This window comes from Pseudanabaena cinerea FACHB-1277 (assembly GCF_014696345.1).
Taxonomy (GTDB): Bacteria; Cyanobacteriota; Cyanobacteriia; order Pseudanabaenales; family Pseudanabaenaceae; genus Pseudanabaena; species Pseudanabaena cinerea.
This window is the reverse complement of sequence record NZ_JACJPY010000039.1, coordinates 20,687-37,488: the sequence shown is the minus strand read 5'-3', so window position 1 is coordinate 37,488 and position 16,802 is coordinate 20,687. Positions and strand designations below refer to the sequence as shown.

Here is a 16,802-nt window from a genome sequence, read left to right as displayed (position 1 = left end):
GAGCGCCGCCACGCAATTCTTGGTTTTTATGTCCTAGTACCCTTGGCGACAGCTACGTATCAATATTTTTTTGATATTACTTGCACATTTTGTAGTTTCTGTAGTAACATAGTAAATCGCAACGGGATGTAGCGCAGCTTGGTAGCGCGCCTGCTTTGGGAGCAGGATGCCGTAGGTTCGAATCCTATCATCCCGACTTTTGATGCCTTGCGCTTAAATAAAAACTAAAGAACGGCGCGAAGCGTCGTTCTTTAGTTTGCTCGGTCTGAAGTTAGCTCCAATCCCTACCGCAAATTGCCCGTAACATCGGGAATAAAATTTTGCAGATGCATCGGTGGACGCACGTAAACCATATTATTTTGGATGGGCGGTAGCTCGATCGCTGCGGGTAAAACATCCTCATAGGGAATTTTGGCTAGTAAATGGCTAATACAGTTCAGGCGAGCGCGGCGCTTATCATCGGCATTGATCGTATACCAAGGCGATAGCTGCGTATCGGTGGCATTAAACATATCATCCTTGGCTTTGGAATATTCCACCCATCTTGCCCGCGCTTCGAGATCCATGGGGCTGAATTTCCAGCGTTTGCGGGGATCTTTGATGCGATCGCGGAAACGAATTTCCTGCTCATTGTCGCTGACCGAAAACCAATATTTGATCAAAGTAATGCCCGATCGCTGAATCATATCTTCAAATTCTGGGCAAGAGCGCAAAAATTCCACATATTCTTCATGGGTGCAGTAGCCCATAACGTGTTCCACACCAGCGCGGTTATACCAACTGCGATCGAACAGCACCATTTCTCCAGCCGCAGGTAGCTGCGCCGTATAGCGCTGAAAATACCATTGGGTGCGCTCATAGTCAGATGGTTTACCCAAGGCAACCACCCGACAGAGACGCGGATTCAGGCATTGAGTAATACTTTTTATCGCGCCCCCCTTGCCTGCGGCATCCCGTCCCTCAAAAATGATCACCACTTTCAAGCCCTGCTGCTTGATCCATTCTTGCAACTTGACTAGTTCTATTTCTAGCTTTGCGAGTTCCTTCTCATAGGTCTTTTTCGACAGTTTGGGGATGACGGCGATCGCTTGATCATTTTCCTGCGTAAATTGGCTAGATTCCTGTGCAGAAGTTGGAAAATCCAGTGAGTTCTTATCTTTCTTGGAATGGGATTTAGCGGAATGATCCTTAGACTTTTTATCTTTTGCCATAACGGTTTACCGATCTTGATATTAAAGGTATCTCATCGTACAGCGCTTTACTCTCAAACCCAATCAATAAAAGTTAAGAAAGTTAGGAGTTACGCAGAAATTGCGAAAACCCTCACCCCTAGCCCTTCTCCCCAATAGGGCTACCTTAGCTAGCTTGTACACACAAGCCTAACTTAATACCCTGCAATAAATTACGTGCTGAAAGCTAAAACCCGTCTCAACGGGTTGAGGATCAGCAATTAATCAGTTTTAAAGGACTTTTGAGCTTATTACTCAACAAGTCTAATAACGCTAGAATTTGAAGTACAAGAATGTAAACAACTATGAGCCAACCTATTACCCTAGACGACATCTTTGCCCTCTTCCGTGAAAGCGAACAAGAACGAAAGGAATTTCAGCGCACATCTCAACAAGCATTCGAGCAAAGTCAACGAGCATTCGAGCAAAGTCAACAAGCATTCGAGCAAAGTCAACGAGCATTCGAGGAACGTCAACAAGCATTCGAGCAGTATCGTCAAACTGCTGAACGAGAAATGGCTAAACTGCGTGAAACCGTTGAAGAGACTAGTAAACAAATTGCTCAAACAAACAAACAAGTTGCCCAAACCAACAAACAAGTAGGAGGGCTAACTAGCCGATGGGGAGAATTTGTGGAAAACTTGATCAAACCCGCCGCCGCAAGACTATTTCAAGAAAAAGGTATTGAAGTTCATCTCACAGCACAGCGAGTTACAGGTCAAGATGATAAAGGTTCCATCGAAATTGATGTGTTAGTGGAAAACACCACTGAGGTTGTGGCAATTGAAGTAAAATCGCATTTGGAAGTTCGTGATGTCAAGCGATTTTTAGAAACCCTAGAACGTTTTAAGAAAGCATTTCCTAAACGCAAAAATGACAGACTCTATGGAGCAGTCGCGGGTATTAAAATCGATGAAAGAGTTAATGAATATGCCATCCAAGAAGGGCTATTTCTAATTCAACCCGCAGGGGATTCGGCAATTATTGCGAATAGCCCAGACTTTCAGCCAAGGGTTTGGTAAAAGATATTTGAAATACTAGTCTTTGTATGCCTCCAAGGGTAAACAAGAACAGACAAAATGCTGATCGCCGTAGGCATTAGCGATCGCTTTTTATCTCAGTTTAGAAACTTAGCGATCGCCCCTTCAACGGGTAGATAATTCACCTTTTAGTATAGCGATCGCCTAAATCAAAACCCAAATACACCAGCGATCGCTCAATAGTCCCAAGGATTTCAGTAAACATAGCTTGTGCAGATTCTTGTAAAGCTTAGCTGCGTTTACCTTCTGGCATGATAGCGATGCCACCAAGGATCTCGGCTTGGTTAATGCTGGTGGTAAATAGGTTTGCTCTAGGCTGAGCAGCAACCCAAGATTTGACTGTTTGCGAACCTTGGGGTTACATCAGTTCTGACAGGACGTTGGTATCAAGAACAATTTTCATAGATCATTTCATAGATCAAATGTTGGTAAGGGACGCATGGGTTCTCTAGGAATTTCGGGGATTTCAAAATCTCCAAAGTCTGCAAAGCGTCTATTAATGGCGGTAGCGAGGTCAATATTGCCTAACTTTTTAGGTGCTAATACACTTTTGAGAATTGCTTTAATTTCAAGTTCGATGGTGCGCCCATGCTGGGCGGCGCGTTGTTCTAGCTCAATCTTATTCCACTTAAGTGCCTTAGCCGTTGCGATCGCCAAGTCTTTATTAGCAATCACCAAAGTCGCAAAAATATCAGGATTATTTTGATCTGCCCTTCATGTCAATTAAAAGTTTCTCTGGGTTTTAAGTGATCTCAAAGCGCTGTATTGTTATAAATAAAAAAATTAAATTATGACTGATCGCCTATCCAAACTCATTCAGACTGTAGAAGAGGCGGACTCCTCCAAACTGTTGCTAGAAGCAGTGCAAAATTTGGCTGAAGCGCAATTGGATGGAGCGATTCCGACTTTAATTGAGGCACTGAGCTACAACAATCCAGGAGCAGCAGTTGCCGCCGTTGATGGTTTAATTCGCTTGGGCAATGCGGCTGTGCCTCCACTTTTGCAACTGTTAGACCAACATAATTACACAGCGCGATCGTGGGCGATTAGAGCCTTGGCGGGCATTGGTGATCCCAGAGGGTTAGTAACTTTATTGGGGGTGGCAACGGCTGATTTTGCTATGAGTGTGCGCCGTGCTGCGGTTAAGGGTTTAGGCACGATGCAATGGGCTTGGTTTCCTGATGATTTACGAGAGGTAGCTCAGGAAGAGGCGTTGGAGGCTTTGCTGTTTGTGGCACAGCAGGATGAAGAATGGGTCGTGCGCTATGCGGCTGTGGTGGGGTTAGAATCCTTGGCGATCGCCATTGATCCTCAGCGCAAAGTATGGCGATCGGCTATTCAGGTGCAGTTTAATTTGATGGGGTGTAATGATGAGGTGTTGGCAATTCGCGCTCGTGTTTGGCTTGCCCAGAAAAGGTTGGCAGAGAGGTTGCAGTCAGAATTACAAGGGGATTTGCAAGCTGAGTTACAAGAGAGAATTCAACAAAATGATGGCGACAACTTGGAGCCGCATTCAGAAATTGCCGAACATAAATCACCTTTGACCCCCGATGATTGGCAGGATATTTTAGTCAAGCTGTATGAAATCAAGCGCCAAGAACGTCTTCGGGTTTAGGGTGCAGGCGATAAAGTATGCTTCCAATAAGGTGAAAACCGCTATAAGTCTTGATCTGTCCATGATTTTGGATCTTCTAGGGGTTCTAAATGCGTAAATACACTCGTATTTGGTAAAGCTTGGGCGATCGCTGTCTCTAATTCCTCACAGAGATCATGTCCACTCTGGATAGACCAAGCCCCAGGCACTAAAATATGAAAAGTTACAAACCTTTTTGCCCCTGCAACGCGGGTACGAATGGCATGAAATTGGATTTGGCGGCGATCATAATTGCTGAGGATTTGGTTAATTACTTCTAGTTCAGCCGCAGGCATTGCCGCATCAAGGAGTGCCGAACCGCTTTCGGTAATTAATTTAATGCCAGTCCAGAGAATATTCACCGCGACTAACAGCGCCAATATGGGATCAAGGATTTGCCAACCTGTCCAAGCGACTAAACCAATACCAATCAATACCCCAAAGGATGTCCAGACATCGGTGAGTAAATGATGGGCATCGGCACGCAGGGTAATGGAACGGAGGCGCTTACTGGCTTTTAATAAAATCATGGCGATCGCGCCATTAATTGCGGCGGCGATTAAAGATAAAACTAACCCGATTCCTAACTGTTCTAAGGGTTGGGGATTAATTAGGCGCGGTATGGCGGCGATCGCAATGCCAAGGGCAGCAACTAAAATTAAAGCGCCCTCAAAGCCACTGGAAAAATATTCGGCTTTAGAATGTCCATAGGTATGCTCTGCATCGGGGGGCTTGGCGGCATAGTTAATTGCCCACACTGCAATGATGGCTGCCACTAAGTTCACCCCCGACTCAAGGGCATCGGAGAGAAATCCCACTGAGTTGGTGAGTAAATATGCCCCTAATTTGAGCGCGATGGTGGCGATCGCTCCTGCGATCGATAAGTAACCGTAATAACTTGCCGAACGTGGCTCGCCTTTATTTTTCATGTTCTATTCATTGCGATCGCCACCATAGATATCTCGACCACGAATATTATTGATCGTATTCAACACGGCAGTTGCCGCCGCCATAATGTCCCTCTCTTCCCCCCCCAAATATAAGCGTCCAAAACTACCCACTGCCACAATTTCCAGAATATTAATCGAAGCGGCTTTTTCGGCTTCATTGGCGGCGAGGGCAGCATAGGCGGCAGGTTCCACTTCCATGATGTAGAGGGTTTGACCTGATAGCAACATTTGTCCGCGCCGAAAGCGATTGATTAATTGGGTTTGATGGGCATCGACATTACGGATAATTTGACTAGAGAGCAATCGCGGCTTGATGCGATCCTCTTCGGTTGCGCCGAGCATTTGCAAAATGGCGCGTCCAGCCGCTTGGGTTTCCCCTTGACTTGCAGAATGAATTTCTAATAATCCATACAAACGTTCAACAATTTGTACCCCTGGGCGCACTGAGGTAGATTTGAGCGCGACATCGGTAATGCGATTAATTTCAATTCCTGGGGAAATCTCAATCCAAAGAGAAGTATCCCCTGGCAATGGCAAAAAACCTTGGGCAATTGTTCCTAAGTATGCGGCGTGTTGGCGTTGAAGATTATCTAGATAGACATAGCTGCGTAAATCAATACCCAAGAAGTTATGCTCCTCAAAATTTATCTAACAGAATTTATCTAAATTTTACAGCGCTTTGCGCTAAGCCCAAATAATTAGCCCAATTAATTATATGGTTATTTTTGAAACGCGATCGCTGTCCATTCGTCCATTTGTTGGCGATCGCCCAACTGAAAACCCACCGCTTGCATCGCCGCAATTACATCATCGGCGCGATCGCTGGTGTAGCCTGCGGTAATCAAGAGGCGCGGTGAACTAGTTGTTGCACTAGGGGGTTTAAGTGCCTGTGCAAATTCAGCCGCTAGGGAAATATGCACCCTTGCAAATATATTTGCCACAATCAGATCGAACTGCCCCGCCGCCGCGATCGCAGTTGTGGAGGCAGGGCGATCGCTTCCTAACCAATGCCCCAACTGACTGGCAGTGCCAAGGCTGGCACTGCTAACTGTCACCACGTCGCTTACCTGATTGCGGGCGATCGCGTCTTCAGTTGCCGCCACTGCGATCGGGTCGTTGTCAATGGCAAGAACTTCGATGCCTAATTTTGCCATCGCCACCGTGAGGATACCAGAGCCAGAGCCAAGGTCGAGGGCATAGATCGGCTCATTATTTGGCTTATGCCAATTGTGGAAATATTTTTCAATCAGGCGCAAACTCAAAATCGTGGCGGGATGTAAGCCACTGCCAAAGGCGAGACTGTTTTGCAAGTGCAGGACTATTTCTTGAGGACTTCGGGTTTGATAATTGGCATCTGCGGATACCACCACGAAGCGATCGCCAATGCGTCTCACTAAAAATTTGGTCGGATTCTCTTCCAAATCACGATCTATAGGACGCTCTGTCACAACAAAAGTTTGCAATTCATTGATCAGCCCCGTGCGTTGTAGTGGCGCAATCATCGCGGCGATCGCGTCAATACGTTGATGAATTTGATCATTTTTTGCTAAATATATTTGGATTGTATAGTTCCATTGAGAACTTGATTGTATTTCGTTATCGCTGGCTTCATATTTGTGGATATGGATATCATTAGCAGCGATCGCCTGTGCCAACAGGGTATAAACCCAGTCCACCGCCTCATCAGTCGTATCAACGATCAATTCTATCCAAGGCATAATTCATTTTTTAGTATTACGGTAATAAGGGGGAAGCAGTAGTCTCGATTTAACGAAAGAGTCGGCTATAGTGAGAACTATACAACTGCGATCGCTCTTGATTACTTTTCTGATTATGATTTAACGCAGGACTAATTACAAATAAAGTCGTTCTCGTTAAGTTTTCTGCGATGGTCGTAAATGCCATATTTGCCAGAGGAACGGTAATAATCTGCTCATCTTCCCAACCCAAGCGATAGCAAATAGCAACGGTGGTATCCGATGGATAATGTTCCATTAACTTTGCTTGAGCATTCTCCACATGATGGGCGCTGAGATAGAGGCATAGTGATGCTTGATGGGCGGCAAGGCTGGATAATTCTTCCCGTTCTGGAACTTGAGTGCGTCCACTGATGCGTGTAAGAATAATTGTCTGGACTAATTGGGGAACTGTCAGTTCGGTTTGCAATCTGGCGGCGGCTAATTGGAAAGCACTCACCCCTGGAATAATCTCAAAGGGAATATTAGCGGCAATGAGGGCAGTCATCTGTTCTTGGATTGCGCCATAGAGAGCAGGATCGCCATCATGGAGGCGCACGACTAATTTCTGCGATCGCACTTTTTCGATCATAATTGCCACAATCTCTTCTAGGGACTGGCTGGCGGTGGGAATGATTTCAGCATCGGCACGACAATATTGCAGCATTGAGTCTGGAATTAGGGAATTGGCATAGACCACGACATCGGCTTTTTCGAGAAGTTGCCGCCCTTTCACCGTAATTAAATCAGGATCTCCGGGTCCCGCGCCAATAATATAAATAGGATTAGTAGGATTCATTAATTTCATGCCAATAAGATAGTTTGTGCGAAGCGCAAACTATCTTATCCTAGAACTAATTTTCCTAGCCGATCGCAAAGAATGGTTTTAACGGCAACTTGCCGATCGCTGTATTTTTGGATATAGGCGATCGCCCGTTGGTTGATTTGATCGGTAATGTGGGCAAAGACGGGTTGATCGCTGTTATTGGCAACTAGTAAATTATGCACAGCTTCGGCGGTGGGCGATCGCTCGATTTTTTGAATTAATTCCATCGGCAAGTTTTGATGGACTGCGGCTCTTACTAAAATGTCAATCCTCGCATCGGCTAAGTGACTGGAAGTGTTAAAAATGCCACCTGCTAATTTTAATAGCTTGCCATGATAACCAATCAAAGTAATTTCTTTGATGCCTAGCAGTGCTGCTTCTATTAACATCGCGCCGATCCAGTTGGCGGTCTGCACCAATTGGCGATCGCTAAAGCCTAGACCCTGAGCGACTTGATAGCCATTCGCACCAATGTAAAAAGCGATCGCCTGTGTATCAGTCGCTTTATCCCGCAGATCGGTGCGAAATTCTTCCAATTTATCTTCCACTGAAAGCGGTTGCGATATGGCAGAAGTTCCCAATAGAGATAGTCCTTCAAGAATGCCAAAGGCAGCATTGGATGTCCTTTTTGCTAAGGCGCGACCTTCAGGGAGAATGAATCGCACCCTTGCTAATTGATTGGGCAATTCGGGCGATAATAATTCTGGCGATAATAGCGGTAAAAGGTTTGCTTGCGCGAGATTTTGTGCCAATTGATAGATAGCAGGTTTACCATCAACAGATTTACCCAAGCCTTCACCGCCTTCTAAAATCAGTCTTTCAGAAATAGATATGGAATTAGGCGACAAAATCTCATCAGCTAAGCCATGCGCTTCTAAGCTTACCCATGCCCAAATCGGCATACCTGCGGTCAAATCCAGATTATCCCCAGGATCGCTCAAGGCGATCGCGAGGGCTGTTTGTTGATTGATTTGATAATCAATAATAGCAACCTGTGCAATGGGAATATGCCCATGCCCCGCCTCCAGCAAATCCATTTCTACGGAAGTAATCGATTCTAGAACTTGCGATTTTCGGAGATTCTGCAATGTGATGATTGCGGCTTTGGCAGCAGCGATCGCAAATACAGGCAGCGTATAACCAGATTTCATGAAGGCACAACAGATTTAAACAGTCAGATTATAGCGGTTTTGCTATGGCGAAACCGCTATAATAAATTAGGACTTAATTGCTGTCCAATCCTTCTTTAGCAATGACATAAATGTGGCAATGCCTTTAGAGAAACCAATGGGATCTTGCAATGCATATTCAGGGAACTCTTCGTAATGCCGCCATTCTTCTGAGGGGTTGTGACGCAAATGCAAGCTCCGCTCGCCATCATCTTCTAACTTCCATAACATTTGACCGCCAGTTGGGATATTAGACATAGACTCCTCCTTAACACTTCATTAATAAGTCAGTCAATTGACTAACAACATCTTGACGATCCCCATATTAAATTCTGTAATTCTTGTTACTGTTTCCATTACTTTCCGATCGCCCTATGCAAATAGATGATATTCTCCATCAGCGTTATTCTATCTGTAAGTGTTTGCATACGGAAGAAATAATCGAGCTAGGTAATTGTGGTGATATCCAAGGGGAAGGCGCTCAGAGCTTAGCGATCGCCATCTCAATTTATCTAGCAGAAAATCTCGAAATTCCCATCATGCCCCATCCCCTTTGCGTGATTTATCAATGGCGGCTTGTGGAACTAGATTCACAAATATCTACCGAAAGGATTAATTCTCAGGCGATCGCCATAAATCTTTTCCAAGATCTTTCTCAAAATATTTCTCAAGATCTCTCTCAAAGGCTTTATCAATTGTCCCAAAGCTATAATCTTGCTCCAAAGGTACAGGCTTTTTTGCAGTTAGAGTCAGACTATTACTTAGTCCGAGACTACCAAGAGCATTATCAATATCTAACCGAATTTAAAGATTTATTGCAGGATTATCTCAATAGCTCAAGTGAACCTGCTAAATCAATCACTATTTCTGAATTATCGACTGTTAAAGCGCTTCAAAGCCTCCATTCATCAGCAAATGATAATTCTTGGCAAACTAGATTCATCTCCACTTTATCGAAAATTTCTATTAATCGTCGTCAAATGTTGACCCATAGCGGCGCAGCAATCGCGGGGTTTGCCATTGCCTTACTATTTGCAAGTCCCAAACCCAAACCGCAGCCTTTAACTATAGTTACATCTGCCCCTATTCCTGAACCACCCCTAGATCCAATTCAAAATAAAGACAAAGCTTTTCGAGATAATTTTGGCAATGGCATTTATATGGAAATGGTACAGATTCCATCGGGAAGATTTAAGCTAGGTTCGCCAATGACTGAATTAGAGCGCAGGGATCATGAATCGCCGATGATAGAAGTGAATGTGTCAACCTTTTATATGGCAAAATTCGTGGTGACTCAGGAACAATGGGCGGCAGTTATGGGCAGCAACCCTGCCATCTTTCGGGAGGATCTCCAAGCCCCCATCGAAAATATTTCATGGTTAGAAGCAAAGGAATTTTGCCAAAAACTATCGAGCAAATCTACCTATAAATATACTTACCGTTTACCTAGTGAGGCAGAATGGGAATATGCCTGCCGTGCTGGCACTAGTACTGCTTATCATTTTGGCGATCGCGCCGATCAACTGCCCGACTATGCTTGGTTTAAGGGTAATGCCAATCAGCGATCGCAACCCATTGGCAAAAAGATCCCCAATCCTTGGGGACTGCATGAGATGCATGGTGGCGTTTGGGAATGGTGTGAAGATGTCTGGCATGATAGCTATCGCGGCGCACCTGCCGATGGTTCAGCATGGATCGATGGCGAGGGCTATGGGCGCAGGGTGAGGCGGGGCGGCTCTTGGAGCAATGAGGCAAAGTTATGTCGCGCAGCAAGTCGCGATTGGCATTGGCAAGGCGATCGCTATAACGATATTGGCTTAAGGGTAGTTATTTGAAATTATATCCATAGGACTCAACACCGTGTCATACAACCCAATATTTTCACCTTCATGCCGATTAAATCCCACATACTCTAAACTGGCATCTTCATAACGCTTAAATTTGTAAACTGCATCATTCATCAAGGCACTATTGAATACACCTAAACTTACCAATAGCTCAAAGTCTCTCACGATTAAACCTGTTACTTTTTTAAATAATGCGGGTTCGAGTTGAGTAATCACATCTCTAAGGCTTCTTTCGCGGTAATCGGTGAGATACATAAATACAGGAATGCGGGTCGCAAATTTAATTAATTTTTCCTGAATTTGTTTGCGCTTACTTTTGTACTCCTTTTCCGCCTCGGTGAGTTCTTTCTTTTCTTCTTTGGTTAAGTCCCTCTCATTAGCTTCTTTTTTCGCTTTTTTGACTGCATCGGATTTATTTATGATCGTTTCAATGTCTTGATTGAGGTTACGGAAACCTTCGATATTTTCGAGGGCTTGCATTGCTTCTTGATTTTTCATCAAGCGCTCCAAAGTATTGTTATCGACATTCACCAATAAGGCGCTTTCCCAACGTCTGGCTAGTAATGTTGCCGTTGTGCCACTCATCGCCATGTCGAGAATTCCTGCGGCATCAACTTGTTTCATCGAGCTACCGTCATAGGCAAGCACAGGTAAGAAATGAATAAATTCTTCGACTTTTTTCTCTGGATTTGACTCATCGACATTGAGGCGGCAACTGTAATCGGCTATTTGTCTAAGGGCGCGATCGGGGGCAAAGTCAAAAACGTAGCATTCCTGTTTGATGATTTCTTCTTGATTGGGGGAATTACTATCAGGATTTTTGATTGTCCAAGGTGTTTGGACTCGAAAGGCGGCTTGGAAGTAGGTTTCAGGACTAGAGGAATTTCGCAACATAAAGATCCCTGTCCAAGGCTTGACGGATACGCCTGTGGTAAGTTTGCCGCAGGAAAGGGTGATGGTTTTGGTTTGCAATGGGTTATCCATTGCTTGTAAAACGGGTGGTAATGCTTCCACACCAATTCCTGCACTAATTCCTGCGGCGACAATAATTTTGTAATCGTGATAGAACTTATTTTGCTTTTGGGCTAACAGGTTTCGCATGGCGTGGCAAGAGGCAACGGTGGGCAGAAACCAGAATGTATGGGAGAGGATGTTCAGCAATCTAGTATCGGAATAGGGCATGGGTGGCTTCTTGGCTCCGAGTTTGAGATTGTCGATCGCTGTTTCTAGATGATTTCCTCTAATCAAATCAAGCCATTTCTGAACTTCATTCTCATAGGTAAATTTAGCTTTTTTATCGTTGCCTGTAGCTGAGAAAAATACATTCAAATCAAATTCGTTAAACTCCCCTTTCATCGCAATCTCGCGGATCGAGTCGGGTAACTGATAGGTGAGCATCACCATACGCGGCAAGGCAGCATAGGGATTATTTTCTCCTGATCCCTGAGAAGCAAATAACTCCTTCGCTCTTTGCTCATCGGAATATGTCCAGTTATAGATCTGTTCTTCGATAAATTCACCAGAGGCGATCGCTCTGAATGGTGTACCCGACAAATACAAATAGGCGTTAGTGGTAATCGGGATAATGCTTTCATCGAAATAATCGATGCCCTCACCTTCACCAAATTCTAGTTCTTTCTTGCCTTCTGCTTCAAAGAGTTCCTTGGCATTGTCGCGCCATGCGCCGTAATGGTACTCATCAAATATGACACAATCCCAATTTGTTAAATGCACCCATTCATTTTTGGCTTTGATGCCCCCTGCGCTATTTTTGCCGAGATAGTCCTGAAATGAGCCGAAGCAAACTAAGGGCTTATTTTTGTCGGCATTCTCAAACTCTAATCCATTGCGCGAGATAAATTGCCAGCCTTTAAAATCAATATGCGATTCTAAATCCTCTTGCCATGCGCTTTGAACTGCGGGTTTAAAGGTGAGAACGAGGATTTTTGTCCAACCCATTTTTTTTGCGAGTTGATAGGTGGCAAAGGTTTTGCCAAAGCGCATTTTGGCATTCCAAAGGAAGTGTGGCGTTTTGTCGGGGTTCTCTTGTTTGAAACTGCTGAAATAGGCGATCGCTTTATCCACTGCCGCCTGTTGTTCAGGACGCATCCCAAAATCAAGGGTACGATTTTCGACATTTTCTGCACCATTTTTAATGGCTACTATGGCAGCTTTGACATCTTTAGCGGTGCATTGAAACCATTCACCATCAGGATTTTTAAAGCCTTGTTTGCGGAGATAGCGATGTACGTCATGGTCACTAAAAGTACTACCATTTTTATAAGTTTCTGAATAGACTGCGGATTCTTCGAGGAGTATTTTGTAAGGTGATTCCCCTGGGCGAATAACGGGATATTGTTCGGCTACACGAGTTTTCGCGTCTCTAGTGGTATAGCCAATTTTGAGGAGTCCTTTGTATTGGGGATGGGTGTCTTTGTAGGCGTAAATTGTGGGCTTAATTTCGGGTCTAGGTGGGAAGAATTCGTTATTCATATAGGCTTTTTCTAAAAATATTCGTTGATTTTTTTTGCTATTTCTTCGCGATCTGGAAGTAATTCTTGATATTGCTTTGGTAATTTGGCGCTAGTGTTGTAAGTGGCTACGCCTATAGGCATATTGCTGGATTTGAGTGAGTATTCGACAACGGTACGATCTTTTTCTTTGCAAATAATAATCCCGATCGCATCATTTTCATGGGCTAGTTTGATGGTGTCATTGAGCACGGTGAGATAAAATTCCATCTTGCCTTTATATTCGGGTATAAATTCACCAATTTTTAACTCGATCGCTACGAGGCATTGCAATTGCCGATGATAAAGCAGCAAATCAATAAAGTATTCTTTTTCGCCAACTTGTAATTTATATTGGTTTCCAATAAAGGCGAATTGATGTCCAATTTCTAATAAAAAATTACGCACATTTTGAACTAAAGCGTTTTCTAATTGGCTTTCGCTATGTTCTTCGGCAAGGTTAAGAAAATCAAAGGTGTATTCGTCTTTGACTGCGAGGTGGGCTTGATTTTTGATGTTTTCTGGTAATGTCTGCTCAAAGTTGGTTTGATTGAGTAAATATTTTTCGTAGGTTTTATTTTCAATCTGATGAATTAAGACGTTTTTTGTCCAGCCGAATTTTTTTGTGGCTAGTATGTAAAACTGACGCTCTAGGCTGTCTTTACATTTATTAAGTATGACAATATGTTTTGTCCAACTAATTTCTCCAACCAATGGCTGGAGATTTTCAGCGCTGTGATATTCACTGTAAAACTGTGCCATGAGCCATAGGTTTGTAGTCGAGAATCCACTCATTTTTGGAAACTCTTTCTGCAATTCTTTAGAGAGTGTTGGCACGATCGCTTTACCCCAGTTTTCAGATTGTTTTTCAGATATTGCTTTGCCTAGCTCCCAATATAGGTTAATCAATTGCACGTTTACAGCTTTGAGGGCTTCATATTGAGCTTGGCGTACTTTTTGCTTGATTTCAATAATAAATAATTGCTGTATGTTCTCGATTTCCATTAATTATTTGTCCTCCGCTTTTGTAGTATGGTTATTTACCTTGATTAAATAGATTATTTTGCGCGATCGCCTTATGCAACTTATCTAGCAGGATTTCTCTGGATGGTAAAATTGTAAAGTATTCGGCTAATTAATTGTCTCTACAGTGTCGAGACAATTTCTAATTCTCCTTTTTGCTATTAGGTGATGTTGATAATATTTTTCTTTGTTCTTCCATGATAATTTGTTTTAACTGGTCTTCGTCAGGGAGATTAATCAAATATTTAGATACAAAAATCTGCTGTGATAAACCTGTTGTGGCATATCTGACTAAACTTTCATTTTTATTGGCACAAAGAATAATTCCAACTGGAGGGTTATCACCTTCATTCTTTTCGTTTTCGTTGTAATAATTTAAATAAACATTCATTTGTCCTGCATCAGCATGATTAAAGTCGCCTAATTTCAAGTCAATTAGTATATTGCACCGCAAAATTCGATGATAAAAAACTAGATCAATGTAATAGTGAGTGTTATCAAACGTGATACGTTTTTGTCGTGACTCAAAACAAAACCCTTTTCCTAGTTCTAATAAAAAGATTTGTAAATGATTAATAATTGCTTGCTCTAATTCTAGTTCGGTATATTCATGTTCTTCTTTTAATTCTAAAAACTCTAATATATAAGGATCTCGAAATACATCTTCTGGTAAGAGTTTTTCTTGTTGGTTATATTTTTCTATTATTCCTAGTTTGTCTTTACTTAATCCAGTTCTTTCATAGAGCATACTGTTTATTGCTCGTTTTAGTTCTCTGACTGACCAGTTGTTGCTAATGCTTTGCCATTCATAGAAATTTCTTTGTGTGGGATCAGATAATTTAATTAGTTCTACAAAGTGAGTAAAACTTAGTTGATTGATGAGTTTTTCAATTTCAATCATGCTTTTATCATTAGTTTTATTCATTTTTGTTACTGCTGACTCTAAGCTGTTTAACTGTTTAAAATTAATAAGATAAGATTTTGCGATCGCTGACCGCAATATGTTGGGATAAGCTAGATAAAAGTCTTTGCAAAGATATAAATGTCTTTCTCTAATTTGCAGAACTCCTATTGTTTTCAATCTTTTTTCTATTTCTTTGTATAGTCTAGTACCATATTCAGCCCTATCAGACCCATTAAGTTCGTATTCAACAATATAAAAGCCAAATAACAAATTACGCAAAGTTAATCCAATGTTTACTTGTTTTTGGACTTGCTGTTTAAAGAATGACTGAGTATCACTAATAAGATTAATTAAAACATCTAGTTTTTTCATAAATGAGATTTCCAGATTTACATATTATTTTTCTAATTTTTAAGGATTATCTAACTCCATCGATCGCACCATCGACTCAATAAACGCAATTTCTTCCGCAGTTAATCCATATTTTTTATAAAGTTTCTCATCTGTCCAAGATTCTGAAAAGTCTTGTATTGGAACAAAAGTATATACTTTACTTGTAGCGTGTTGGGCTGGCTTGTTAAGCAAAACTAGAAATCTTAAAAATTTAGTAGCTAAATATGTTGCTAAGTTATACGCTTCTTTTTCATTATCAAAAACTCCAGCTACAAGATAAGTCTCAGTACAAGCGCTATTTGGAGGTACAACAAATGGTTTAGCTAGAATTGGATGGGGGAATGAATCGCTTCCACTACCTAAAGGAGCAATTAGCACTTTAAAATTTGGAATAATAGAATGATTAGATAAAATTTCTTCATGCTTTACATAACCTATTCCTCCATTTTGATAGAGAGTTACAGCGTTAGGAAACGTAGATTTTTTACCTTTAAAATTAGTTCTTAACCCGAATGGTTTACTTGAGCTTATTAGACTCTTTAAGGATGGTTCATTAAAAGCCTTGACTTTGTTTAGAATTGATATAGCTTCGTTGAATCTAATAAAAGTATCACAATCTTTCTCTAACAAAGGTCTTTCCATTTCAGAAACAACTTGACCTTTTCTTAAAGTAATAACCTTGCAATTGCCTTCATTATCTCTATCCCAAAGAAAGTAACAAACTCCTCCTTTTATCTGTACCCCCGGAAAACAATCAATAGCTTCTGGGAAGTCTCCAATATACCTAATTCTATTATCATTAAGCATTTCTTCTCTAAACTCATCTAATCCCTTTCCACCAGAGTACCAACGGGCAGGAATAATCATGGATAGATATCTAGGATTTAGTTTTTTCGCCTGTTCTACAAATCTATGATAGATAGGACTAGCACTTCTACCAAAGCCAGAATCTTCTAACTGATAAGGAGGATTACCGACAATAACATCAAACTTCATATTCTTAAAAAAACAACTAGGATCATCAGCATGGATAAATTGATAAGCATAAGACTCTAACGCATCGCCGCGCTCATAGACCTCCTGACTCGCGCCGCAAAACCCACACTTGCCGCCGCGCCAATCATGCTCCACACGCGCATAAACAATATTACCCTGCTCATCCTCAAAATCCGAACATACCGAATACCTCCCATTCGCCACCTTCGAGCAGTACACACTCCGCCGCGACAACAACCCCGTCAACTCCGTAATCGCCAACCCAAAAAGCTGATATTTATAAATATGATTAGCCCGTTCCTGCAAATCTGGAAACACAGGCTCCAACCCCACAATCAACCGCTTCGCCATCTCCCGCAAAAACACCCCCGACTTGCACACAGGATCAAGAAATTTTGCATCAGGATTTGACCATAAATCCGCAGGCAACAAATCCAAAATCTGATTCACCAAACTCGGCGGCGTAAACACCTCATCATTGCTCAAATTCGCCAAACAAGTTAACACATCAGGATTGTAATTACTTTTAAGCATACTTATACATTG

General features: G+C 42.3%; 15 protein-coding genes and 1 tRNA gene. 4 read left to right on the top strand and 12 right to left on the bottom strand.

The features are described 5' to 3' along the window. The first annotated feature begins 122 nt into the window (after positions 1 to 122). A tRNA-Pro gene (locus H6F44_RS13015) sits at positions 123 to 196 on the top strand. Positions 197 to 284: 88 nt separating this feature from the next. On the opposite strand, the gene ppk2 is transcribed toward H6F44_RS13015, so the two are convergent. Continuing rightward, entirely contained in the window at positions 285 to 1,211 is a 927-nt protein-coding gene (gene ppk2, locus H6F44_RS13010; RefSeq protein WP_190351392.1) for a polyphosphate kinase 2, read from the bottom strand. 323 nt (positions 1,212 to 1,534) lie between these two features. Between ppk2 and H6F44_RS13005 the strand changes: the two genes are divergently transcribed. Then, complete coding sequence (locus H6F44_RS13005; RefSeq protein WP_190351391.1) at positions 1,535 to 2,251, top strand: DUF3782 domain-containing protein; 717 nt, start codon at positions 1,535 to 1,537, stop codon at positions 2,249 to 2,251. 429 nt (positions 2,252 to 2,680) lie between these two features. On the opposite strand, the gene H6F44_RS13000 is transcribed toward H6F44_RS13005, so the two are convergent. Then, the gene (locus tag H6F44_RS13000; RefSeq protein ID WP_199302115.1) at positions 2,681 to 2,944 is read right to left on the bottom strand and encodes a hypothetical protein; all 264 of its coding nucleotides are present in this window, start codon (positions 2,942 to 2,944) and stop codon (positions 2,681 to 2,683) included. A 115-nt stretch (positions 2,945 to 3,059) separates the two neighbouring features. Between H6F44_RS13000 and H6F44_RS12995 the strand changes: the two genes are divergently transcribed. Next, complete coding sequence (locus tag H6F44_RS12995; protein WP_190351390.1) at positions 3,060 to 3,884, top strand: HEAT repeat domain-containing protein; 825 nt, start codon at positions 3,060 to 3,062, stop codon at positions 3,882 to 3,884. A 41-nt stretch (positions 3,885 to 3,925) separates the two neighbouring features. On the opposite strand, the gene H6F44_RS12990 is transcribed toward H6F44_RS12995, so the two are convergent. The 6 genes from H6F44_RS12990 to H6F44_RS12965 all read right to left on the bottom strand — a co-directional run bounded on the left by H6F44_RS12990 (position 3,926) and on the right by H6F44_RS12965 (position 8,841). Then, positions 3,926 to 4,831, bottom strand: a complete 906-nt coding sequence (locus H6F44_RS12990; protein WP_190351389.1) for a cation diffusion facilitator family transporter — start codon at positions 4,829 to 4,831, stop codon at positions 3,926 to 3,928. A gap of 3 nt (positions 4,832 to 4,834) precedes the next feature. Beyond that, positions 4,835 to 5,476, bottom strand: coding sequence for a hypothetical protein (locus tag H6F44_RS12985; protein WP_190351388.1), 642 nt, complete (start codon positions 5,474 to 5,476; stop codon positions 4,835 to 4,837). 95 nt (positions 5,477 to 5,571) lie between these two features. Beyond that, complete coding sequence (locus H6F44_RS12980; RefSeq protein ID WP_190351387.1) at positions 5,572 to 6,570, bottom strand: 50S ribosomal protein L11 methyltransferase; 999 nt, start codon at positions 6,568 to 6,570, stop codon at positions 5,572 to 5,574. 49 nt (positions 6,571 to 6,619) lie between these two features. Beyond that, positions 6,620 to 7,387, bottom strand: coding sequence for a precorrin-4 C(11)-methyltransferase (gene cobM / locus H6F44_RS12975; protein ID WP_199302114.1), 768 nt, complete (start codon positions 7,385 to 7,387; stop codon positions 6,620 to 6,622). Between the two features lie 44 nt (positions 7,388 to 7,431). Next, entirely contained in the window at positions 7,432 to 8,565 is a 1,134-nt protein-coding gene (gene cbiD / locus H6F44_RS12970; protein ID WP_190351385.1) for a cobalt-precorrin-5B (C(1))-methyltransferase CbiD, read from the bottom strand. A gap of 66 nt (positions 8,566 to 8,631) precedes the next feature. Beyond that, positions 8,632 to 8,841, bottom strand: a complete 210-nt coding sequence (locus H6F44_RS12965; RefSeq protein WP_190351384.1) for a hypothetical protein — start codon at positions 8,839 to 8,841, stop codon at positions 8,632 to 8,634. Between the two features lie 116 nt (positions 8,842 to 8,957). On the opposite strand from H6F44_RS12965, the gene H6F44_RS12960 reads away from it, so the two are divergent. Beyond that, positions 8,958 to 10,418: a formylglycine-generating enzyme family protein gene (locus tag H6F44_RS12960; protein WP_190351383.1), complete on the top strand. Its 1,461-nt coding sequence runs from the start codon at positions 8,958 to 8,960 to the stop codon at positions 10,416 to 10,418. Here H6F44_RS12960 and H6F44_RS12955 read toward each other — a convergent pair. The 4 genes from H6F44_RS12955 to H6F44_RS12940 form a co-directional block, all read right to left on the bottom strand. Further along, positions 10,401 to 12,923, bottom strand: a complete 2,523-nt coding sequence (locus H6F44_RS12955; RefSeq protein WP_190351382.1) for a GIY-YIG nuclease family protein — start codon at positions 12,921 to 12,923, stop codon at positions 10,401 to 10,403. The genes H6F44_RS12960 and H6F44_RS12955 overlap by 18 nt on opposite strands. 11 nt (positions 12,924 to 12,934) lie before the next feature. Further along, positions 12,935 to 13,945 carry a PDDEXK nuclease domain-containing protein gene (locus H6F44_RS12950; protein ID WP_190351381.1) on the bottom strand — a complete coding sequence of 337 codons (1,011 nt, stop codon included), beginning with the start codon at positions 13,943 to 13,945 and terminating at the stop codon, positions 12,935 to 12,937. 160 nt (positions 13,946 to 14,105) lie between these two features. Further along, the gene (locus H6F44_RS12945; protein WP_190351380.1) at positions 14,106 to 15,239 is read right to left on the bottom strand and encodes a PDDEXK nuclease domain-containing protein; all 1,134 of its coding nucleotides are present in this window, start codon (positions 15,237 to 15,239) and stop codon (positions 14,106 to 14,108) included. A 39-nt stretch (positions 15,240 to 15,278) separates the two neighbouring features. Further along, complete coding sequence (locus tag H6F44_RS12940) at positions 15,279 to 16,790, bottom strand: Eco57I restriction-modification methylase domain-containing protein (protein WP_190351379.1); 1,512 nt, start codon at positions 16,788 to 16,790, stop codon at positions 15,279 to 15,281. Positions 16,791 to 16,802 lie beyond the last annotated feature (12 nt).